Source organism: Acinetobacter sp. NIPH1876 (assembly GCF_022808535.1).
Lineage (GTDB): Bacteria > Pseudomonadota > Gammaproteobacteria > Pseudomonadales > Moraxellaceae > Acinetobacter > Acinetobacter higginsii.
Genome location: NZ_JALGBR010000023.1, coordinates 1 through 21064, shown reverse-complemented (window position 1 = coordinate 21064; position 21064 = coordinate 1). Strand labels below are relative to the sequence as shown.

The following is a 21064-nucleotide window of genomic DNA, read 5'->3' as shown; positions in this document are numbered from 1 at the left end:
GCTACCAACCTTGTTGATGTTTACGTTCAAAGGCCTCAACCACAATGGCAGGCACAAATTTGGTCACATCACCTTTTAAACGAGCAATTTCTCTTACCAATGTCGATGAGATAAATGAATATTGCTCAGAGGGAGTTAAAAAGACTGATTCAAAATGTGGATCAAGTTGACGGTTCATATTCGCCAATTGAAATTCATATTCAAAATCAGAAATTGCTCTTAAACCACGGAGTACGGCTGTTGCACGCTGTTCACGGAAGAAATTAACCAGTAAACCATCAAAACCAACAAACTCAACATTGGTCAAATGACTCAATGATGCTTTGGCTAATTCAACACGCTCTTCTAAACTAAACACAGGATTCTTATGATGACCAATCGCGATTGCAACCACAACTTCATCAAACATTTTTGATGCTCTTGCAACCAAATCAACATGTCCATTGGTAATTGGATCAAAAGTCCCCGGATAAATCACACGTGTTTTAGACATGCGTTGTACTCTAGTTAATGAGATAAGGAGCGTATTTTAACAAATCTTGGCTCTAAACGCGAAATTCCTAAACATTGGAAAAAGGTTGCGTTTTACGGCACAATAGCTGTAATTGTGGAAGTTTGAATTATGGCGCAAGCAACAGTTGTAAAAAATTATACGTGTTTAAGTTTTTTACAATTCTTTATAGTTCTTTTTTTCATTACAACTTATTGATTTATAATAATTGATGTTCCTTTTAGTTCTTTTTAGTTTGTTTTAATTCACAACAAAAACGGGTAATAATACGGGTAACACATCCTTTGATTACCCATAATGGCCGCTGTAAAACTTTCTGATGTTAAAATTAAAACCTTAAAGCCTAAAGACAAGGTTTATCGAATCCTTGATGCAGATCGGCTTTACATTGAGATACGGCCTACTGGTGCAAAGGTGTGGCGTTTTAAATTCGTCTTTCAGGGTAAAGAGTCATCGATGAGTCTAGGTGAATACCCGTCCATAGGTCTGGCCGATGCACGTGCATTGAAAGATGGGATGCGTGCTAAATTAGCTAAAGGGATTCATCCAGTCGAAGATCGTAAAAATACTAAAGCACAAGCTTTGGCTGAAACTTTAAATACGTTTGATTCAATTGCTGCAGAATTCAAATTAAAAAGAATGGGTTCAAAATCGGAAATATACCAGGAGAAATTTGACGTTGCTTTAAAAAAGGACATTTCACCAGTTATAGGAAAGAAGAATGTTAGTAATGTGACCGCCGCTGACGTATTGAAAATTTTAAACAATACTGTCGATCGTGTTGTGAAAGAATCTAACGGCAGGTTTACTGGCGCATCTGCTGCTCTTGAGAATAGAAGATTTCTTGGGGCTGTGATTCGTTATGCTATTGCTACGCTAAGGGCAGAGAATGACCCAACCTATGCTGTTCGTGATGTTATTAAAAGACCACGTGTTAATCATGCTAGGGCACTTACGAAAGAAGAAAGGTATAAGGCTAGATCCCGGCTACCCAAATACAATGGCACTCAAACTGTAAAGAATGCAGGTTTCATTCTTTTATACACAATGCTTCGTGCTGTTGAGATTCGAAAGATGGAATGGTCTTGGATAGACTTTGAATCTAGATTAATTACTTTCCCTATTGAGGTAATGAAAGCATCCAGAGTTCATGTTTTACCTATCTCAGATCAAGTCTTTAACGTTTTAAAACAACAATACGAAATCTCTGGTGATCAAATACTGGTATTCCCTGCTATTTACAGCAAGAAGAATGAAGGCATGTTGGCAAAGGAAACCCTTAATAGCATGTTGGAGTACATTGGTCTAAAAGGTGTCACAACCCATGATTTTAGGGCTACAGCTTCAACACTATTATATGAGAAAGGATACGAAGAGGCTTGGGTTGAGAAGCAATTAGCGCATGCTGAATCAAACAAAACAAAAGCTTCGTACGATCATTCTAAGCACTTAAAACCAAGGCGTAAAATGATGCAAGATTGGGCTGATATTGTGGATAGCTGGGGCACATGAGATGAATATTATTAATTCTATTGAAAAATTTAAAAATGAAATTCAGTCTCGCCCGGAAGATGCTACAGGATACAATCTCAATATTGGCAGGTTTGTTAAAAGAGAAGGCGTAGTAGATTTTTACTATTATATTCCATCCAGAAAATGGAGAAATCACACAGCCCCAAATGATCTAAATTTAATACTCCCAATCGATGACACGTTTTTAAAAAACTTATTTATAGAAATATCTTTACTTCCTACACAAGAATCCGTATTAATTTATTTAGAAAATGAAATTAAAATCTATAATTTTTTAAATCCAGTTTAATATGTGCGCAAACTATGAACTCATAGCTAGAAGTCTAGCTCAATTTATTAATTTATATAACAAAGCCAGATTATGCATATCAACAAAAAAGTTGAAGCTCTTTCAGACAGTAAAAATTTAAAAAACCTATGAAACTACGATCAATATTCAGATAAAATAATCACTTACCAATGAAACTAAATAGAGGAAACTATGACTTCTTTACTAGAACAAATTGAAAATGCGCGTATGCAAGTACATACAGACTCTTATCCAATGTCAATCGGAGAGCTTATCAATTTGTATGATGACGGGGAGCTTGATATTCACCCTGAATTTCAACGTGTTTATCGTTGGTCTGAAGAACAGAAAAGTAAGTTAATTGAATCTATTTTATTAGGAATCCCCCTACCCTCAATTTTTGTAGCTCAAAGAAAAGATGGTATTTGGGATGTAGTTGATGGATTACAACGTATTTCAACTATTCTCTCTTTTCTAGGAAAACTAAAAGATGAAGATGGAAAACTTCTAAAACCCCTAACTTTACAGAAAACCAAGTATTTATCCGCTTTAGAGAATAAAGTATGGGAAAACCCTCATTCGCCAGAATCTGAAGTTGACATAGAGATAAAGCGTATTTTTAAACGTGAAAAAATTGATATTAAAATTATAAAAAGAGAGAGTGATAATGATACAAAGTTTGAACTTTTCCAAAGGTTGAATACTGGTGGCTCTAAACTTTCGGATCAAGAAGTACGTAATTGTATGTTATTAATGCAAAATCGAGAAGCTTACTTCTGGTTAAAAGATTTAACAACTAATGCAGAATTTTCTAATACATTGCCAATTTCAGATAAGCAAACTGAAGAGTGTTATGATCAAGAACTTGCAACACGATTCTTTATTCAACGTTACAGTGACGAAAAAATTAGAAAAGAACATACAGATGTAGCACCATATCTCAATGCGGAATTAAATAGAATCTTTCAAGAGAAGAGCAGTTTCAATTATAATCATGAAAAAGAAGTTTTTTTACATACTTTTCGGATAGCAAGCTCAGCTCTTGGTGAGGATGCTTTTAAAAAATTCAATCACACTAAAGAAAAGTATGAAGGTCCACTATCTCTGCCTGTATTCGAGGCAATGTCTGTTGCCTTATCTAAACTTATTGAATCCCATAAATACGATGATCCAACATTAATTAATCTATTCAAAAGTAGCACAAAAGAATTAACTGCCAATCAAAAATTCATAAGCTCTCAAGAAAAAAGAGTTCGACCGCTTGATAGAATGATTCAGATGGCATCAATAGGGCAAGAAATTTTAAAATGAAAATCCGCACCGCCTATGAATTAGACTCAAGTATTGATCATGATATTGCTTGGAGAAAACGGGAGTTCACCACTTTAAAATTCTTAATTCAAGGTACTAGAAACCATGAAAGAAATATTCTCATAAGGGCCGCCGTAGTTTTGCTTTACTCGCATTGGGAAGGTCATATTAAACATTGTGCCTTAGTTTACCTAAACTACTTGAATCATAAGGGATATAGTTATGAACAATTGAAAGAAAACTTTCTATTGTTAAGTCTTAACGATCGCTTTAAACAAGGTTTTTCCATCAAAAAATTTCCATCTCAAAAAGAAATTTTTGATTACATCCATAGTCCTAGACATGAAAAGTTTAATATTGATGAAGCGATTGTAATAGATGTGGAATCCAATTTGAAATATGACATTGTTCTAAACATTCTTAAACAATTAGGTTTAGATGATAAGTCTTATGAACTAAAGCAAAATTTCATAGACTCAAAGCTAGTACGATGTAGAAATCATATTGCCCACGGTGAATTTTTACCAATTGATGATATTATTGACACCTACAATGAACTAGAAAATGAGCTTTTAGATATGATTCAGCTATTTCAAAATTTGATTAAAAATGCTGTAAGTAATCATGATTATTTAAAGAAAACCTCTTAAGAGGTTTTCTTTATTGGTATGTCCTTAATCACCTGAACAGTTAAATGTCGTAAGCGAATTCGACTATTTAAAAAATTATTAGTTTTCTCTGATTTTAATATTTTCATCAATTTATTACATTCAGCTAAAGAATTATTTTTAGGTTTTATTACTATCATATGATTTTCAACAGCTACCATTTCATTTAAATCAATTAAACTAGCAGAGGCTCTATATTTATCCCCAGGACTAGAGGTTCTCTTAACGATTATAAATGGAGGAGAAATAACTGTACCTTTAAATCGTCTCCTTTCTTTTGCCATGGATAGAGTTTCCCATGAAGGAGTATTCCTTGAATGAAAATATGCGTATTCAGGCCCGATTTCTGGGTCGCGATAAGCAACTAAAGGCCCTGTTCGAACTTCAAACTTTTCAGATAACGGTATATAGTTTCCAAAAGATTCTTGCCATTTGATTTGTATGTTCTGATCTTCAGTAACTATATTTCCAAATAGTAAAAAAACATCTACATCTGTTTTTTTATTAAATCTTCCCCAAACTTGACAAGTAGCAATAGTTTTTAAAGAACAAAAATCTCTAAATAAACGATATCTACTTCCAGATCTTAGCACATCAGGTAGGATTGCCGAAAAACAACAACCTTCAGGTAAAATTCTTATAAAATGGTCAAAAACAATCCCAGCAGCGTTTATTTTCCCACTTTTCCAATAGTACTTATTAGGAGATGGCCAAATTGAGAATGGTGGATTCATAATAGCATGTGTAACCTGAAAGATATCTTTCTTAGTAATTGTTAAAGCATCTTTAACTTTAATATTAACTAGAAAAGATAAGGCTTCCTCTAAAGTACAATCTTTTTGCACACCTCGTCTCAGAGCTTCAATTACTAATCTTAATTTAGTCGACTCCACAAAAGATTCATGAATATCATATCCCCACAGAACCGTCCCCCATTTCTGTAATGTATTTGATAAATTCCTCTCAACACCTAAAACTCTAGAACATTCAATTAGCAGGTTTCCTGCCCCGCATGTTGGATCTAGTACCACTGACTCAAAGGTGATTGCCCTTAAAAGATTTTTTACAGTAGCAGTAGCTAAGATTTGTCCAGTAAAAAAACTTCCCGCTTCACGCATTTCATCAATTGTCAAAAGCTCCCTTAAGACCAAGTCAATTGAATCTAAATCAATTGCGGCATCCAATGACATTAAATTTGTTTGTTCAATAGCAACTTTTAAACTTTCGTTTAAGCTAATCAGTCGATTCATTAAGAAAACTGCAGAAAATTTGAAAAAATTTTAACATTTAAAACAATAAAAAACCACAGATTAAAATTTAAATTATTGTTTTTAATGAAAATAATATATTTATATAAAAATTAAACTGCAGAAACAATAATATATATATTTTAGATATTTTATATGGTTTACACAGATCCTAAGTGCTTTGTGCCAGAAAAGCCAGCAGATTTGACAGCAAAGAACATCGAGTATGTTTTTGATAGTGAAGATAAATTCGAATTATCTTATGATGAGCTATTAGAGATAATTGAAAAGACTAGATTGGCTGGACCGCAACTTGTACCACTAATTGGCAATATTGATTGATATCGATTTAAATTTAATAAAATATAGGTTCTCACAATGAAAAGAGCAATTATTACGGCTAACTATGGATCATTTTACAATCAAATGGGCCAAGTCACTGAAATACTAACAATAGATGACTTATTGTATTACTCGCTATATTGGGATCAGGTTGTTATACCATGTAACAATGCAATCTATAATGAGCTGCCTCAAGAAAGTGATTTTCTAAGTGCAGGAATAGTAATAAGACCAACAGTCCAAACAAATTGGATGATGAGTGGTGATTTTCAAAGTATTGCAACTCAGGAACTTATCAACACCTACAAATATTTCAAAAAAACACAAACTGATTCAGATTTTACTATACATCACAATATTATAAATACATTTGATGGGTTCAGTGGGGCACCTTTCATCAAGCAATCTGCTATAAGGGTTGGATTAGCAAATTGCTTACCTTACCCAACTAATATAAATATCTATGATCTTTTGGAATTTAAAGAAAAAAGAAAAGATGAATTAGCAAGTTTGCACAAGTATCTTACAGAATTATATTTTGATATAGTCAACACGCAACATTCACAAGATTTAAAACAACTACAAGTTCTCAATGATTTTGAAAAATCAATTAACGACTTAAAACAGTCTATGAATGAAAAATTCCCTAACAAATTATTTTTCAAAAATTTGATTTCTGAGCTCAAGCTTGATATTGCAGAAGTTAGTTCAGTAGCGACTGCAGATATTGCATTGTCAACATTCCCAAACTTAACTGTTGTAAGTGGAATAACCGTAACAGCTAAAAGAGTAATTACTACAATTTTAAAAGAACAGACCGCAGATACACACTTAAATTATATTAAATCAAGTATTAAGGATGGAATAGTTCCTAGGTAATTTTTCTGAACGGAATTTTACTATTTTCAGAGTATTCCTTTAATTTAGTAAAATTCTGTTCATCCAGAAGTACAATTAAAGTTCCATGCTTTAGGCTTAAAAATACTATATAGATTGGCTCTTCAATTTTAACCACGTCCGAAGCTACTTCCGAAAAGCTAAAGAAATCTAAACCAGCCACTATAAATAGTTTTCCTGTTAGGTTTCGAAGAAAAAGTCTATTTCGTAAAAGTCTTTCAAAAAATTTCATATTGTCTCCTAATCCCAGTATGAACCAAAAAATAAAGCCCTCATCAGAGGGCTTTTACTATTATTTTTTCTATAAAATCTTGATTTAAATATTTCACCAATTAAAATAAATCCTATTTTCAACTTAAATACTTGATAACATGAACTATGAAGAAGTAAAAGACTTAACTCTTCAATTAAGCTACAGAGATAAATTTAGACTTGCTCAACTACTTATTCAAAATGGAAGAAAGGAAGAGGAAGAGCAATATGTTGAAAAAGTAAAAGAAGAAGTAAATATTGATATTTCTTATATTATTGAGCGCCTACTAAAAAGTCGCCCAAGAAAGTTGCAATCTTTGATGAATTTTATTGATGCAATGTTTCAATTTAAAGGATCAATTTCTGAAGATGAAAGGCTAAAGGTAATAGAATTATTAAAAAGGAAAAAAGTTTTAACTGTTGATAATAATAAGGTGACTTACTTAATCTGAATTAATTAACTATCTGTTACCTCTTAAGCCCAAAGCGCTTTTACACATAGCCTTCTTGTACATTGTTATTGATAGTGTATGCAGCATGAAGGCAATAGACACAAGATACAGGCGCTAAAGATAAATGAAATCACTGAGCGCCCACAGTGATAAATTACTTTTTTAAGAATAGGTCACGCTCGGCTGCACGGCGACGAACAAGGCCATTCAAGACTTTACCCCTGCCCTTATTCCAGACTGCAAACTGTTCTGCAGCGCCAGATAAATCACCTTTATTTAGTATGGCTAATAGAGTTGATTTTTTTAATGCTGTCTCACCGATGTTATAGGTTAAAGATACAAGAGCATCAAATTGATTCTGATTGACAACAATTGTTAAAGCACTATTTACAGCGTTTTCAAAGCGCTTAAGGTCATAAGCAAAATATGCCTTAGCTTGCTCTACGGTACAGGTATCACCTTTTTTAACCTTAGTGCCATCAGGATAAACCGTTGTACCAAAGCCGATGGTCCGGACACCTGCAGGGCAAAGATAAGCTTTTAATTCCAGATCTTCAAAACTTGTGATTAGGTTAATGCCTGTCTGACTGGTTGTCATGCTTAATCCAGTCACAAGACCATCTGCGGCCTTATTCAATTGATCAACTTGGGCTTGTGTAAGTCTGCCGCCAGCTAACACCCGTGCAGCATCAAAAAATGGTTTTCTATCCATCCTACTTTCCTCTTGATGTGAAAAAACCGCCATACGGCGGCATTTGATTTCTGGATCTATTAAAAATTGTCTTTAAAATCTTTTAGCTCTTTGCCGACTTCTAAAATCGTTGCGTCCTCTCGATCATTCACATAGTTAAAGGTCCAACGAATGATTGCCCAAAACGGTAAACCTGTTGTAAAGAAAATCCCACCGATCGCACACATCCCCGCCCAGGTGGTTGCATAATCATGCATAGCGAAATGCTGGATGATAAATCCACCTGCACCAATACTGCCTATAACCGTTGTTATCAGACTCACTACCCACTCACTACGAGAGCGCGGCATGCGAGTCATTACAACAACTAAATACCCCAATAAAACTACAACAGCGATAATTGCTGCTAAGCCATACATTTTGATTGCTACCGCCCCTGCGCTACTACTAACTGGCTCTGCCATTTACTTTCTCCAGATAAAGAAAAACCGCAATTAAGCGGCTATTTTTATTTCATTAGGTCTATACTTCGATTTGATATACAACGCCCTCAGGCGCACTTCTCTTTATGTCATTTCCGCTAATATATACTTTCGCTCCTACGCTAAATACTGTGGCACTGGTACAAAGCACAAGCCCTGTACCGTCAGCCACTAATACCTTGTAATTTGGATGATCTGCGCTTTGAATTGTTCCAATAAACTCAGGTGTTTTGGGCAACATATCAAAGAACCGGTTAAAGATATTACTCACGATTCACCCTCTCAATTGATACGGTTTGATTCACAAGCTTATGCGTAAATGAACCACTGACACCATCGACTATGCCCCACCAATCGCCGTTAAAAGCAACTAGCTCGCCAGGTAAGCACAAGCCGATTTGTTGAGTAATTGGCATCAACAAACTGTGATTCTCTACAAGCCCGGCTTTGGCCAGCACTTCACGGCCCTTGCTATGCATCACCGAAATTGATGTAAGCAATGAACTATTGATCGACTCTTGAAGTACATCACCTGCAGTGCCTATGCGTTTATCCTCCATTTCTTTTAAGAGTGGTGTGGTGTGGTCGGTAACTGAACCAGGAGTTAAAGCTTGACGATAACCACGATGCAACTGTTGCTGATGCCCCAGTTGCTTGATCCATGCCACCAATAACAATTTGCCAAGACGTTGCAATTTTTTGCAGAGCATTTCCAATAGTGTTAGGCAATTCAGCATAGGCAGCTTCAATTGCTCCCTTTTGGCTTTCTAATGCTTTTAGTACGCGCTCTGCACCTAATTCGCCGTTTTCGGCCATCTTGCGGAGTTCACCAGTAGTTACTCCCAACCCTTTGGCTAAGGCTTCGGCTAATCCGTACCCATTCTCCATCATGGAGTTAAATTCTTCACCACGAAGAACACCGCCCTGCATGGCTTGAATGAATTGCTGGACTGCAGCTTCAGAACCTTGAACTGAGCCTCCACCAAGTTTGATAGCCTGAGTTACAGTTTTAGTTAAATCTAATGCTTGTTGCTGGGTCATACCCATATCTTTGGCAACGGTATTTAATTTAGCAAAAAGCTCAGCAGTGGAATCAAGACTTGAATTTGTAATTAGAGCAATCTGATGAACACCGGCAATTGCTGATTTAAAATCACCTGTATCTTTAGTTGCTAATTGAATACGTGCTGAAAGATTTGCATAACTGTCAGCAGCTTCAGCAAGCTCCTTTACGCCTAAACCAACGCCAAGTGCTGCCATTGCACCTACAAGTGCATTCACAGCGAACTTTGCACCATTAATACCCTGATCAAAGCCAGTGGTGTTTGCCTTTAAATTCAATAAAAAATCTAAGCTATTAGTAGCCATGCACTTTCCTCTGGATGAAAAAAAACCTGCATAAGCAGGTTTTAATTAACTTTCACAATACTTTTAAGCAATGTAATAATTGATGTTAAATTGGGCAGTCTTTCGATTTTGTGGTTATCATTTTTCTATCAATAGCACTACACGTAATCAATATACTCCCATCGTTAGTACAAACCCGTGCTGTATAGGCTATATCAGAATCAACCAATACAGCGGATTTGTATTCCGTTCCAGCTACTGCCAGTTGAACAGATAGAGCCTTTTGTTTGCATTCATCAAAACCCATGCTTGAAGAAGGTGGAGTATTGTATTTTCGAGATTCACGTTCTTTTTCCTCAGCTAATAAACGCTCTTCCCTTAACTTTTCACCCCTCTCCCTCTCTTCTTTATAACTTTTCAACTTTTCTTCCTGTGCAATTAATTCTTGGCTAGCGGTTCCATTTTTTAATGCTCTTACATCAGAAGCACGGAATGCCATTCCAGAAAACACTGTTAATATTAGCCATATTACAATGAATACACTTTTAGCAACTTTTCTATTGAGTAAAATAGATATTTTATTTTGAACTATAGGCAGCAAAAAGATCGCTCCAACTATTGTCAAAAGTGCACCTAAAATACTACTGGATATTAATGTAATCCCCCTCAAAATAAGGAAAACCCCGACCACCCAGGATATAATGTTTATCATTTTGTGTGTCTTTGAATTATCCATTCTTATTATCTCACTTACTTCTTACATCAATTTTAAAAACTTTCTTGTTGCAGATAATGACAGTATATAAAGACATATCAATTTCGTATTTATACTCTGTAGCTGCACAAACTTCGCCGTTTTCGTTATACACAAAGTAACGTGGTTTTGATCTGCCAAGTTTGGATAGCATACTTTCTTCTGTATCCCCCAAGAAAACAGCCTCTGTTGATGTTCTAATTGACTTTGTGTCGTAAGCAAATGCACTTACAGATAATAAAATAGACAAAGCCCCTACTAATAAGTATTTCATTTAATCAACCATTTGTTATTTATCGCACATAATTTATCAAATGGATGAAATGAAGTCATTAAAAAACCCACCGAAGTGGGTTAATTGTCTTAGCAGTGCTTTGTTGAAAACCTTTCTAAATTTTGGTCAATTGTTCTCAGCTTTCGCCCAGAGATAATAGTGTATAGAAGCACCAAAAATAATAAAGGAGATAATACGAATAACATTAGACTACCATTGGAAGTCACGTTACGTGCCATTAGTCGACACGCACTTACATTAAAATCCCAAATTTTAGAATTCATTGCTCTAAATGACCTACTTTTCGAAACACCACTGTCGAATTCTTTAGATGATTGATAATCTGCAAAACTTAAGATCATTTCTACAGCTGTAAGTCTGCGACCCATCAATTTAGAGTCTTTTATGAATTCGTGTGTGTGTTCTATATATTCTTTTTCAGAACCATTAAAACTCTCATTTTGCTTAAGCGTATAAATATCAAATTCATGCTTTAACAAATCCATATCTGCTTCAAAAAGTTCATTATTGGTTTTTAAAATAACACCTTGATAAAAAAGATGTATGATCGCCAATAAGAACAAGACTAACAAAAGAATACTCATTATATTTCTCCTGTTGTTTGACTGCCTATCTTAAGTTGCAACTCATCTTTAAGCTGACTAATCAAATCATTTTGTTTTGATAATTGTTCAACATGTCGTTTTCTCAACGCTTTTATATAAACCCATGTAAGTATTAAAGTCATGACGAAAAGGCTATACCCCGTAACAACATATTCCTTAAAGTTATTGAAAAACTCTAAGGAAATTTCACTCAATGTTTCTGCTGGTAGCTTAAACAGTAATACAAGAACTACCACCAACAGTCCAAAAAATGGGAATTGGCCCGTATTGATCGCGTGTACACCGATATCTCTGACTGCTCTAGCCCAAGAATAGCTTTGCTCGGTGCCTTGTGAATCATTCAATTCTATTTCACTCATAAAAAATAACTTACAGATGAGTTAAAAAAATTTAGATAACAATCCTGATATCCAAATCCGTGAGTACAAAACTTCAAATTACAATTGTACCCATTCTATTTTGTGAAAATTAGCATATTTAGGATTATTGTCAATGAGATTCCGTTACCACAAGTGAATCTTTGTTTCAACATGTGCTGTTATTAAAACTCGATTTCAGCACATATTTTGTACACAATATGATTTATAGCATATTTTTTAGTCTTTCATTTAGGGTTTTAGTTATCCAACTGTTTTAAAAACTTATCCCACCCCTGCTGCTTTGCATTATTCGCAACACGAGTAGCAATTGCATACGATTTGATTTGCTGCCGTTCCAATGCTTGTGCCTCTTTCACGTAGTGCAGGAAAGCGCCGTATGTCATGTCCATGATGTCATTGTGTCTATGGCCACTCTTAATCAAGTAAGCGAATGAACGAAACCAACTGACCTCTTTTGTTTCTTTTTTTGTCCTATTATGTATTTTATCTTTTTTAAAGTATGTCTCATTCACTTCAAAGATCTTTAGAACAAGCTCTGCAATGGCCTTTGTTTGCGCCGTATTCTCGATAAACGTTTTAGGGCTTAATGTTGTCGCTATTGAAACCAAACCCATGATATTGAGCATCTGAGGCTCGATTAACGGCGTGATTGTTTCTATTGAATAACTTTCTAAAGCATCTTTGATCTTAATTGCATAAATTGAAAATCGAGCTAAGTCTTTCACTTGGATCTGCTTCACTTCAATTTTTTGATCAATGAATGTGTGGGGCAATGATTCATTGTTTACAATAAAAAAGTCATTCATAGAAAAAATCCTAAAAGTACAGGCACAAAAAAAGACGCTTATGCGCCCCTGTGCCTGTAGTTATTTGGTTTACGGCGTTGCAGGAATATTCACAAAGTGGCCATATAAGCCAAGCTTTGAATCGCTAGCCTTGGAAATATCAGAAAGTGCTTGGCCTTGAATCTGGTATTGCCCAAGCTCTTCATGAATCAATGGGAAAGTTACCTCAGGTGATTTTTTAGTTCGCCATAACTTCATTGCTACTTTGTTGCCATTCGCCGTGTTCACCCCTGCAAAGTAAAGCAGATATTCCTGCTCTAAATCAGATGCAATTGTGGTTTGAGTTACGGCACCAGTTTTGAAATCCATTGTTAGCGGCATAGTCAGGCCAGCAACATCGGTGAACTTGATTGTTCCAAATACTGGATCAAGAACATATTTAGTGGATGCAACTTCAACTGGTGTTGCTGTTGAATCCTTTACCACCACATCTGACAAGTTGTATGCATCAAGCAAAATCATTTGATTGGCCACAACAGTACCCAATGACTTACCTGTGACGGTTTCAGATGGAATTTCAAAGTTTTCACCTGAAAGAATGTATTTAATATTCTCTGCATTGGCCTCTTCAATGGTACCTGAGAAAGTCACACCAGTCGTTTGAACCATGGTGAAATCGGTTGTTCGCTGTCCTGAGGTACTTTCTTGATGCTCAAGAACATCGGCTGTAATTTCAACTTCAAATTCTGGCATATTGCCCAGCTCTCGAAGTGCACCAACAACACCGTTAACGATCGGGGCTAAATGAAACATACCCTGTAATGAAATATAGTCTTTAGCCATCTAGTTTGGCCTCCGTTTTAGTAGGTTTTGCTTTGGGTGTTTCAACTGGCTCAGGCACATGTTCTTTAATGTTTCCCTTGCCTAAATGTTCCAGAATCTCTGAATCAGATAGACCTGCTACAAAATCACCTGGTACGAATCGCCCGATTGGTTTTACTGCTTCATATAGCTTGGACATAAGGACCTCAAAAGCTATTAATTAATTGACACTCGAACAAATACGGCAACCATAACTTGCCCGCTGCTGACATGTGCTGCACACCCGCATTTGCTCTCTTGAATTGTTTGAATCCTGCAATTTGAGGATTAAAACCTTGCATACGCTTTAATATTTCAACAATCATCGGACTGGCAGCATTTCGGATCAGCGTTGTATCTTCAAGCTGTGAACCGGCTTCCTCAACGCACAGCACAACAAGCCATTGTTGGTAAACAACACTTGCTGAACCATTGCCTGCTGACTCTCCCACTCGATCATCCACATAGATGATGCTGATTGACGGCGCAACCGCAGAACACTCAAGCATGTCATCTACCGAGAACGGCGTGTATCCGCTGTTTTATCAGCCTTAGGTGTTTTAGCCGATGCTGCAGCTAAATCAGCTTCCAGTTTTGTGACTTTGGCCTTCAGATCCGCAACCTCACCTAAGGCTTTGTCCTTTTCTTCAGTAAGTTGCGTGTTGGATGCCTTCAGATCCGCTACCTCACCTAAGAGCTTTTTCAAATCACTTGCTGATTCATCAGACGGCGTTTGCTCTGGTGCTTTGTACTCTTCAATGACACCAGAAACTAAAAGGGCTTGAAGATGATCAACTTCAAGCCCTTGGATTTCTTCACCTGGTCTAAAATGACCAATGGATTGTTTTGCAATGTACTTTGGCATTTAGCTCTCCTTAAACAAAGCCACGACCACCAACCAAACCATTCTTATTGTTAGGTACAGCGAGTGGTGAGGATTCAGCCAGCATTTGAATACTTGATGGATTCTTTTCCTGCCATTGATTCAAAAAGAATTCCAAAGGTTGCCCAAAAGCTTCAATATTCTGAATCGCACAATGAGCAATCCATCCATTTGCGTCAGTCACCATGCCGAAGAAATCTTCGGGAATGAAACGCTCTACATTTCCATTCATATTGTGAGTCCCGTCATAAGTCCAAATTTGTACATTATCAACCGTACCTCGGAACTGTGGTTTAGATGGATCATCAAATGTCGGTGTAATCGGCACGCTAATGGAAGCATAAGGTTTAATGAACTTTTCCTTAAACTCATCATTTTGGATTAAGGCATTAAATACCTTAGATGAGGTCAATGCCAGATTAGGTGCAACACCCGCATATTCAACAGAAATATTGATCATGCTTTGCATATCCTGAACTGGTGTAGCATTTGCAAGATTCCACTTCACTAACGGTGCAAAGTTACATGCTGAATCGCGGTTGTAGTCAACGGTATATGATGGGAAATCCGCTGATGCAAATGTGGTTTTGCCGTAAAGCAAAACATCACGGGCAATCAGTAGTTTTCGATTTTCAATCGACTGACGCAGATAAATCGCCTTTTGAGCCTGATCAATTAATAGCAATTCAGCATCACTTAAACGATTCGATCCTGTTGCGACAATCCCATAACGGCGTAACTGAGTTACTAATGCCGAATCTTGAACATCACTAGGCACAATTGTCACCATAGGCTTTAAGTAAGCCGGTTTAACAAAACCAACTTTGCCTGATTCAGCAACATTGATTTGGCGACCTGCAACATTCGGGCTTACAAATGGTGCAAGTGGTGTGGCTGTATTCAACTCACCCACAGGCACTTCTTTTTTAGAGTAAGAAACACGTTGAGGAAAGAAACGATCCATCAACCATGTATCTACCTTTTTAGTGGTGTCAGTTAATAAAACGAGCTGAGGAATATCCAACAGTTCGACTGGTGCATTTTGAAATGTAAAACTAACGCTCATGATTTACCCCACGACTTTGCGTAATTCGATTTTGTTCTTTAGTCCCTGTGCTCGGACTGCATCCACCTGATTGGTAGTGAGCTTGGTACCATTAACTGTTACCACAGCAATATCAAAAGCCCCTTGCACATAAATCGGCATTTCAAGCCCATTCGCTGCATGGTACGTGGATTGCTCCACCGTCATGTCCTCTATGACAATGGCATGCCAGTCACCAACCACTCCACTTGTAACTGCAGGATGTGTAGCAACATTTGCTGCGCTAACAGCAATTAAGTCACCACGTTTGTAAGCTGTTGCCGTTGTTGGCTTTACGTTTTCGGTACGTACGCCATCACCAACCACAAGTTGGCGACTTTCGATTGTTTGTGTAATTGTGCTTCCCATGATTGGTTCCTTTATTTCTGTGCTGCTGCAAACTGGTTAAAGGCTTGATCAAGTGTTGAACCTTGTGCTTGACCTACACCTGCCGATCCACCATTGGCCTGATGAGTAAACAGGTGTGCTAATGCTGGGTTAGGTTGATTCGCTGGCGTTGTATTCGGAGTTTGTTGCCCACCTTGACCACCTGCAGAGAATTGGCGAAGTTGCTTAGAAGCAAAAGCAAATGTTGTATCGTCCATTGCTGTATATGCAGTTTTATCCTCTGTACTGAATTGAGTTTTCAATTCTGTTTCAAGTGCAGCGATATCTTCAGAACGTTTCGATTCCTTGAACTGCTTTAATTCAGTTACAGCATTGTCACGTTCGGTTGTCAGCTTTTGATTATCAGCTTTAAGTTGTTCTAACTCGGTCACGTCTGTGTCCTCTTGCTTGTTAAAATGTTTATCTGAGCGCACCTTAATTTCCTCGTACAAATACAATGGAAAGCATTGGCTATTACCAGCCACATGAAGATCCGGAACCACATCTGTCATCAAAACTGAAAAGCCCTTGTGGTCATTGCCAGTGTGAACACAGATGACCAAGTTTTGTGTTAATCCATTTTTGGTCATGCTGCAGCTCCCTTGGTTTGTTTAAAGCCCAATTCGAATAGGTATGGGATATATGGTTTTTGTTGAACAGGATCTGATATCAGAGTTGCCATGCGTTTAGCGGCTTGCTGCCATTCCTCGCCACGTCCACAAAATGAATCTTTGATTTCAGGATGAAAAACCAATTGTCTTGCAAAGGTATACAGCTGCTTATCTGACGCAAAGGTAATCACGTCAGGGATGGTGTTTTCAGAATGCGATTGCTGGCCATTAGAATTTTTGTTTTCAGAAAACCGTTGTGCTGGTGTTTTCATCTTCGCGTAAACCAAGATCGAATTCTTGTAGTGACCACCAGTCCAGAATGAATTGCTTATCAACTGGATGATCTGTAACCAATGGGTATACAAAATTCTTTTGTTCAGCATCGCCAGCACAACGCTTCGATTCATCAGCACGTATGCCAATCGCCGTGGGTATATTTTTTGGCTTTAACCCTAAACTTCGAAGGTAGGAATCCATCGGGCGGATCTTTAATTCTCGTGTACAGTGCTTGTAGACAATATTTGGAATGCCATACTTTTCAATCATTGATTCAAAGAGATCTGTATTCCGAGTCGCTGTCTCAAATGAAACGATTTTATGTGTGGTTCCTACACGCTTTTCAGGATGTATGATAGGTTCTAACCAAACCGTATTGAAACCAAGCTGATCATCACAGTTACGGACAAACTCTATAGTCTTTTCATGCTCCAAGCCCGTATTTGCAAAAGTGACAATGAAGTCATACGTGTGACTAAAGTTATTGAGCAGGTAGTACGTCATGTAAGCAGATGTACGCCCACCACTAAAACTAATGTGGTAAGGTTTTTTCATGCATCACCGCCCTGGTCTTTCACTTGAATGAATCGACCGAACATTATGATTTTGTCTGCCCTAATTAGACTTGAGATAATTAGTCCAGCATCGCCGTAGCTCATGCGGTGGGTTTGGTGTAATGCCTCGACAAGCTCATCACGAGTTACTGCAGCATTTGCCTCATCACGATTGATTTTGCGTAAATTGGCTTTTCGAACATCTAACAAATTATTTAAGGTTCTTAATGCTGGCTCATACCACGACTGGATTGCTTGGATCTGTTTGTGTTCAGGAAGTTTAGAAGAACTATTCATGAAACCTCCTTTTGCGAATCAATCGCTTGCTCTAGGTGCTTCAGCTGATCACGGTACTTGGCCACAAATACGCGTACATCCGCATAACTCTCAAGATGACCGCATGGGTTGTCCCACATATCAACCTGCATTTTTAAACCACCGTCATAACTCATGCCTGGTTTAATTTCGCCACGTGGACCGCCACAGTGCATACATACCCATGGCAATGTCACCGTCATGCTTCTATAGCCTTCATGATCTGCAACCGCAGGAATTGTGATTTTTTTCGCTTGTGTAGCGATTAAAAAACACAAGTCTTGATTAAACTTGTCCGCTGTTTCTTGATTTGATATAGTTGTCATGTTCTTGATCCCCTTGATTAATGAACACTGCTCAAAGCTCGAATTGCAACTTCGGGCTTTTTGCTTATCTGGAATACGGAAATAATTGTTTTGAATACATTTATGTATTCGCTTGAATACTTTGTATTCTTTGATTTCTTTAGCAATTCGATTGATGATTGGCCTAAATCAATTTGAAGTTTTAAATCAATGGCCTCTCTCATCCATTTCGCTCGATTACCATCAGCCAGATCATCTACTAGCTGCTTTATTTCGGTAGGTACGCGTGTCGTCAAAGGTTCTAAAAGCTTTGGTTTTATGTTCTGCATTGCTGTAACTCCACAATCGGGGTTTGGAATTCCTTTAGGGATGGGCATAAATCCACTGCTTTGAATTTCCCATCTGTAGCCTTTTCAGCACGGATCGCTACGAGTTCAGACATGTTTTTATTTTGTCGTACCCATCCGGATACTGATGGTTGGGAGACTTTTAGGGCATTGGCTGTATTTTCTTGCCCTCCAAAGTGATCAACCAAAGATTGATAGATGTTTTTATGTAACTCACTCATGGTTATATCCTGTGTAAAGATATAGCCATATTATAACTATAGTTATTATCAGTCAATAACTATAGTTATTTGATTACTTATAACCAAGGTTATATATTGATTTAAAAAAGCGATGCGCGGTTTATGACTACACTTAAAGAGAGATTAAAAGAGTCTCGAAAGAAAGCTGGAAAGACACAAGCTGAAGTAGCTGAGGCAGTAAAAATGTCTCAACCTGCTTATCAAGCACTCGAGTCAGGTAAAAATCAGAAATCTTCATTTCTACCTGCTATTGCTAAGTTCTTAGGTGTTGACGCATATTGGCTTCAAACTGGAAACGGGGAAGATCAGAGAAAACCCCAGCACATGAACTTTGTTCCACCTATTGATTTGACTCCCAATGAAAGTTCACGGCAAACGCCTGTTTTATCCTGGGTGCAAGCTGGTGACTTTAGTTACGTGCTGTCTAGTGACCTGTCTAGCGCCATAGACTGGATACCTTATGATTCAAGAGCAGGTGCAAACGGCTTTGCATTAATTGTAAAAGGTGCGTCTATGGAACCTGATTTTAAGGCTGATGAATTTATCTACATTAATCCAACCTATCAAATAGATGAATTAAACACTGGTGCTTTGGTGGTGGTGGCTTGTAACGGGGATAGCGAAGCTACTTTTAAGAAACTTATATCAGAGGATGGTAATTATTACCTGCAGCCATTAAATCCAAATTGGCAGCCACAACTCATGTCTCTTGACCATACATGCCGACTGGTTGGAAAAGTGGTTGGTAAATACACGAGATATTAAAGGAAGTCTTAATAATGATCGCAACACTAAATAAATCCAAAACAACATTATCTATTAACAAACAAGAATTTAAGGTGGCATTAGGAAAAATAGGTGATGGTATTGATAAACAGATAGCTTCACTTAAAAAAGCCAAGCAAAGTTATGACGCTGCTGAAATGGCACGCGAAGTTATTAACGAAGCAAATATCTTTGAGGCAATAATTGAAGGATTTAACGAAGCGGAAGAGACCAATCTAAAGCTGGCTGATATAACCAATCTTGACGTAGCACAAGGATGGATAGATGAATTTTTGGAAAAATATAGTGCTTAAAGGTATTGGGTTCAATAAGTATAAAATCTAAAACTGTGAACCCGACACAGTCCTTAGAATGATCGGGCGGAGAAAATGAAGTGGTCGACAAAACTGAAATCAGTAAACCTATTGAGATCAAAGATAATTCATTAGAAAGGGTTGCCTTTGATTTAATGGATAAAATTTCTTATGCAGAAACTTATTACAATAATGATAAGTTCAAGCAAGAGAACCCTAGAGAGTATTATTTGAAGCTATACAACCAGTGCCACAAGACTGTTAGCCGCACAAGTATTGATATTGATAAGCTTTTAGAGGATTAATCATTCTCTTTACTGAAGAGCTCTTCTTCGATTTTATTGATGTTGAAAATTATTGCATCAGCGTCATTGATACCAGATTGAATAAATTCAATAACCAGTTTTAGTTTTTCATTGTGATCTAACATAGTGAAACTCCAAACAACCCACCCAGTGTGGGTTTTCTTTTGTCTATTAAAGCATAATTATAACTAAAGCGATAATTTTATAATTATATTCTTGACTATTAAAATAACTATAGTTATATTTTACCTCATAAACAGCAAAAAGCCCTGATCAACTCTCACACCGAACAGGGCTCTTCACAACATGAGGTAGATTATGGAACAAAATGTTTTAAATCACAATCGCAGCTTTGCATTTCGCAAGAGTCTGTTAAAAAAATGCGCAGCTGCAACTTTCGGTGTTGGTGTTTTGACTGGTGCATACGCATTAGTAACAAAGCCAGTCGAAGTATCGCCCTCATATAACTACGCAAACACACAATCAACTTACGGCGTGTTAGCAGTTCAAATCACATCAACAACCACTGGCCAGGCCGTAGTAAATCTTGATGGATTTAGAGTTTATACAAGCTTTGACTTTGAACTGGTTGATGAATGGAACGGTGCAATTGGCGGAGAACAACCAACAATTCATATCACCAACTTGGCTGTTGATCAGGTATTCACCCCAGATGGTGGTAGTTACGGCGATTTCACCAATGCTGATGATATCCGAAATATGATTTCAGTCATTACCGCCCATATCGAAAAAAATAAGATGGTACGGGGGTAATCATGGAAAAAAAACGCTTCACTACCCCATTTCGCGAGTTCATTACTCGCGATGACCAAGGGCGTTATCACGTCCGTTTAGGTCCTCAGACTTTCTCTACAAATTATAAGTTTACAGATAAATACAAGCACAGGATTGGAAAGTTTTGAGCATGAGATTCTGGCCAAAGAACTAGAATTAAAATACACCTCATTTACAGC

Annotated in this window: 35 protein-coding genes and 2 pseudogenes; 11 read left to right on the top strand and 26 right to left on the bottom strand. The window is 37.2% G+C overall.

Features of this window, described 5'->3' with window-relative positions:
- Position 1: 1 nt before the first annotated feature.
- Positions 2 to 493 (bottom strand): pantetheine-phosphate adenylyltransferase, encoded by a 492-nt coding sequence (gene coaD, locus MN869_RS19015; RefSeq protein WP_004805114.1) that lies wholly within the window; start codon positions 491 to 493, stop codon positions 2 to 4.
- 315 nt (positions 494 to 808) lie between these two features.
- Between coaD and MN869_RS19010 the strand changes: the two genes are divergently transcribed.
- The 4 genes from MN869_RS19010 (at position 809) to MN869_RS18995 (ending at position 4294) form a co-directional block, all read left to right on the top strand.
- A complete protein-coding gene (locus tag MN869_RS19010; protein WP_243309102.1) occupies positions 809 to 2023 on the top strand; it encodes an integrase arm-type DNA-binding domain-containing protein in 1215 nt (404 codons plus the stop codon).
- Between the two features lies 1 nt (position 2024).
- On the top strand, positions 2025 to 2333 hold the full coding sequence (locus MN869_RS19005) for a hypothetical protein (protein ID WP_243309101.1): 309 nt from the start codon (positions 2025 to 2027) through the stop codon (positions 2331 to 2333).
- Positions 2334 to 2525: 192 nt separating this feature from the next.
- The gene (locus tag MN869_RS19000; protein ID WP_243309100.1) at positions 2526 to 3644 is read left to right on the top strand and encodes a DUF262 domain-containing protein; all 1119 of its coding nucleotides are present in this window, start codon (positions 2526 to 2528) and stop codon (positions 3642 to 3644) included.
- Complete coding sequence (locus MN869_RS18995) at positions 3641 to 4294, top strand: MAE_28990/MAE_18760 family HEPN-like nuclease (RefSeq protein ID WP_243309098.1); 654 nt, start codon at positions 3641 to 3643, stop codon at positions 4292 to 4294. Before MN869_RS19000 ends, MN869_RS18995 begins: the two co-directional genes overlap by 4 nt.
- On the opposite strand, the gene MN869_RS18990 is transcribed toward MN869_RS18995, so the two are convergent.
- Positions 4291 to 5562: an N-6 DNA methylase gene (locus tag MN869_RS18990; RefSeq protein WP_243309097.1), complete on the bottom strand. Its 1272-nt coding sequence runs from the start codon at positions 5560 to 5562 to the stop codon at positions 4291 to 4293. The genes MN869_RS18995 and MN869_RS18990 overlap by 4 nt on opposite strands.
- A 153-nt stretch (positions 5563 to 5715) precedes the next feature.
- Here MN869_RS18990 and MN869_RS18985 point away from each other — a divergent pair, with 153 nt between their 5' ends.
- Positions 5716 to 5901, top strand: coding sequence for a hypothetical protein (locus tag MN869_RS18985; protein WP_243309096.1), 186 nt, complete (start codon positions 5716 to 5718; stop codon positions 5899 to 5901).
- A 36-nt stretch (positions 5902 to 5937) separates the two neighbouring features.
- A complete protein-coding gene (locus tag MN869_RS18980; protein ID WP_243309095.1) occupies positions 5938 to 6780 on the top strand; it encodes a DUF6236 family protein in 843 nt (280 codons plus the stop codon).
- Here MN869_RS18980 and MN869_RS18975 read toward each other — a convergent pair.
- Entirely contained in the window at positions 6773 to 7030 is a 258-nt protein-coding gene (locus tag MN869_RS18975; protein ID WP_243309094.1) for a hypothetical protein, read from the bottom strand. The two genes, MN869_RS18980 and MN869_RS18975, sit on opposite strands and share 8 nt — an antisense overlap.
- A gap of 139 nt (positions 7031 to 7169) precedes the next feature.
- Between MN869_RS18975 and MN869_RS18970 the strand changes: the two genes are divergently transcribed.
- A complete protein-coding gene (locus MN869_RS18970) occupies positions 7170 to 7502 on the top strand; it encodes a hypothetical protein (protein WP_243309093.1) in 333 nt (110 codons plus the stop codon).
- Positions 7503 to 7656: 154 nt separating this feature from the next.
- On the opposite strand, the gene MN869_RS18965 is transcribed toward MN869_RS18970, so the two are convergent.
- The 22 genes and pseudogenes from MN869_RS18965 to MN869_RS18860 all read right to left on the bottom strand — a co-directional run bounded on the left by MN869_RS18965 (position 7657) and on the right by MN869_RS18860 (position 18685).
- Positions 7657 to 8214: a lysozyme gene (locus MN869_RS18965; RefSeq protein ID WP_243309092.1), complete on the bottom strand. Its 558-nt coding sequence runs from the start codon at positions 8212 to 8214 to the stop codon at positions 7657 to 7659.
- Between the two features lie 59 nt (positions 8215 to 8273).
- Positions 8274 to 8657, bottom strand: coding sequence for a hypothetical protein (locus MN869_RS18960; RefSeq protein WP_243309091.1), 384 nt, complete (start codon positions 8655 to 8657; stop codon positions 8274 to 8276).
- Between the two features lie 58 nt (positions 8658 to 8715).
- Positions 8716 to 8946: a hypothetical protein gene (locus MN869_RS18955; protein ID WP_243309090.1), complete on the bottom strand. Its 231-nt coding sequence runs from the start codon at positions 8944 to 8946 to the stop codon at positions 8716 to 8718.
- Positions 8939 to 10043 (bottom strand): annotated as a pseudogene (locus tag MN869_RS18950) (tape measure protein). The gene MN869_RS18955 and the pseudogene MN869_RS18950 overlap by 8 nt, the downstream one beginning before the upstream one ends.
- Before the next feature lie 85 nt (positions 10044 to 10128).
- A complete protein-coding gene (locus tag MN869_RS18945; RefSeq protein WP_243309089.1) occupies positions 10129 to 10758 on the bottom strand; it encodes a hypothetical protein in 630 nt (209 codons plus the stop codon).
- Positions 10759 to 10768: 10 nt separating this feature from the next.
- Positions 10769 to 11050 (bottom strand): hypothetical protein, encoded by a 282-nt coding sequence (locus MN869_RS18940; protein ID WP_243309088.1) that lies wholly within the window; start codon positions 11048 to 11050, stop codon positions 10769 to 10771.
- A gap of 89 nt (positions 11051 to 11139) precedes the next feature.
- Positions 11140 to 11655: a hypothetical protein gene (locus MN869_RS18935; RefSeq protein WP_243309086.1), complete on the bottom strand. Its 516-nt coding sequence runs from the start codon at positions 11653 to 11655 to the stop codon at positions 11140 to 11142.
- Complete coding sequence (locus MN869_RS18930; RefSeq protein ID WP_243309083.1) at positions 11655 to 12035, bottom strand: hypothetical protein; 381 nt, start codon at positions 12033 to 12035, stop codon at positions 11655 to 11657. Before MN869_RS18930 ends, MN869_RS18935 begins: the two co-directional genes overlap by 1 nt.
- A gap of 257 nt (positions 12036 to 12292) precedes the next feature.
- Complete coding sequence (locus MN869_RS18925; protein ID WP_243309081.1) at positions 12293 to 12862, bottom strand: hypothetical protein; 570 nt, start codon at positions 12860 to 12862, stop codon at positions 12293 to 12295.
- A gap of 69 nt (positions 12863 to 12931) precedes the next feature.
- Entirely contained in the window at positions 12932 to 13684 is a 753-nt protein-coding gene (locus MN869_RS18920) for a hypothetical protein (RefSeq protein WP_243309079.1), read from the bottom strand.
- On the bottom strand, positions 13677 to 13862 hold the full coding sequence (locus MN869_RS18915) for a hypothetical protein (RefSeq protein WP_171553863.1): 186 nt from the start codon (positions 13860 to 13862) through the stop codon (positions 13677 to 13679). The genes MN869_RS18920 and MN869_RS18915 overlap by 8 nt, the downstream gene beginning before the upstream one ends.
- Positions 13863 to 13869: 7 nt before the next feature.
- Positions 13870 to 14211, bottom strand: coding sequence for a hypothetical protein (locus MN869_RS18910; RefSeq protein WP_243309078.1), 342 nt, complete (start codon positions 14209 to 14211; stop codon positions 13870 to 13872).
- 5 nt (positions 14212 to 14216) lie between these two features.
- Positions 14217 to 14567, bottom strand: coding sequence for a hypothetical protein (locus MN869_RS18905; protein WP_243309076.1), 351 nt, complete (start codon positions 14565 to 14567; stop codon positions 14217 to 14219).
- 10 nt (positions 14568 to 14577) lie between these two features.
- The gene (locus MN869_RS18900; RefSeq protein ID WP_243309074.1) at positions 14578 to 15651 is read right to left on the bottom strand and encodes a major capsid protein; all 1074 of its coding nucleotides are present in this window, start codon (positions 15649 to 15651) and stop codon (positions 14578 to 14580) included.
- A 3-nt stretch (positions 15652 to 15654) separates the two neighbouring features.
- A complete protein-coding gene (locus MN869_RS18895) occupies positions 15655 to 16038 on the bottom strand; it encodes a hypothetical protein (protein WP_243309072.1) in 384 nt (127 codons plus the stop codon).
- Positions 16039 to 16049: 11 nt separating this feature from the next.
- Positions 16050 to 16646, bottom strand: a complete 597-nt coding sequence (locus MN869_RS18890) for a type ISP restriction/modification enzyme (protein ID WP_243309071.1) — start codon at positions 16644 to 16646, stop codon at positions 16050 to 16052.
- Positions 16643 to 16948, bottom strand: a pseudogene (locus MN869_RS18885) (hypothetical protein); the annotation flags it as partial. The gene MN869_RS18890 and the pseudogene MN869_RS18885, both read right to left, overlap by 4 nt.
- Complete coding sequence (locus tag MN869_RS18880; protein WP_243309067.1) at positions 16911 to 17498, bottom strand: phosphoadenosine phosphosulfate reductase family protein; 588 nt, start codon at positions 17496 to 17498, stop codon at positions 16911 to 16913. The pseudogene MN869_RS18885 and the gene MN869_RS18880, both read right to left, overlap by 38 nt.
- Positions 17495 to 17794 (bottom strand): hypothetical protein, encoded by a 300-nt coding sequence (locus tag MN869_RS18875; protein ID WP_242725073.1) that lies wholly within the window; start codon positions 17792 to 17794, stop codon positions 17495 to 17497. The genes MN869_RS18880 and MN869_RS18875 overlap by 4 nt, the downstream gene beginning before the upstream one ends.
- Positions 17791 to 18138, bottom strand: coding sequence for a hypothetical protein (locus MN869_RS18870; protein WP_242725075.1), 348 nt, complete (start codon positions 18136 to 18138; stop codon positions 17791 to 17793). Before MN869_RS18870 ends, MN869_RS18875 begins: the two co-directional genes overlap by 4 nt.
- A gap of 17 nt (positions 18139 to 18155) precedes the next feature.
- Positions 18156 to 18446 carry a hypothetical protein gene (locus MN869_RS18865; protein ID WP_242725077.1) on the bottom strand — a complete coding sequence of 97 codons (291 nt, stop codon included), beginning with the start codon at positions 18444 to 18446 and terminating at the stop codon, positions 18156 to 18158.
- Positions 18434 to 18685, bottom strand: coding sequence for a Cro/CI family transcriptional regulator (locus tag MN869_RS18860; RefSeq protein ID WP_242725079.1), 252 nt, complete (start codon positions 18683 to 18685; stop codon positions 18434 to 18436). The genes MN869_RS18865 and MN869_RS18860 overlap by 13 nt, the downstream gene beginning before the upstream one ends.
- Before the next feature lie 123 nt (positions 18686 to 18808).
- On the opposite strand from MN869_RS18860, the gene MN869_RS18855 reads away from it, so the two are divergent.
- The 3 genes from MN869_RS18855 (at position 18809) to MN869_RS18845 (ending at position 20090) form a co-directional block, all read left to right on the top strand.
- Positions 18809 to 19471 (top strand): LexA family transcriptional regulator, encoded by a 663-nt coding sequence (locus MN869_RS18855; RefSeq protein ID WP_242725081.1) that lies wholly within the window; start codon positions 18809 to 18811, stop codon positions 19469 to 19471.
- A 14-nt stretch (positions 19472 to 19485) separates the two neighbouring features.
- Positions 19486 to 19785 carry a hypothetical protein gene (locus MN869_RS18850; RefSeq protein WP_242725084.1) on the top strand — a complete coding sequence of 100 codons (300 nt, stop codon included), beginning with the start codon at positions 19486 to 19488 and terminating at the stop codon, positions 19783 to 19785.
- A gap of 80 nt (positions 19786 to 19865) precedes the next feature.
- Positions 19866 to 20090, top strand: a complete 225-nt coding sequence (locus MN869_RS18845; RefSeq protein ID WP_243309065.1) for a hypothetical protein — start codon at positions 19866 to 19868, stop codon at positions 20088 to 20090.
- Here MN869_RS18845 and MN869_RS20440 read toward each other — a convergent pair.
- Positions 20087 to 20215, bottom strand: a complete 129-nt coding sequence (locus tag MN869_RS20440) for a hypothetical protein (protein WP_279324164.1) — start codon at positions 20213 to 20215, stop codon at positions 20087 to 20089. The genes MN869_RS18845 and MN869_RS20440 overlap by 4 nt on opposite strands.
- 193 nt (positions 20216 to 20408) lie before the next feature.
- On the opposite strand from MN869_RS20440, the gene MN869_RS18840 reads away from it, so the two are divergent.
- Complete coding sequence (locus MN869_RS18840; protein ID WP_243309063.1) at positions 20409 to 20864, top strand: hypothetical protein; 456 nt, start codon at positions 20409 to 20411, stop codon at positions 20862 to 20864.
- Positions 20865 to 21064: the final 200 nt, after the last annotated feature.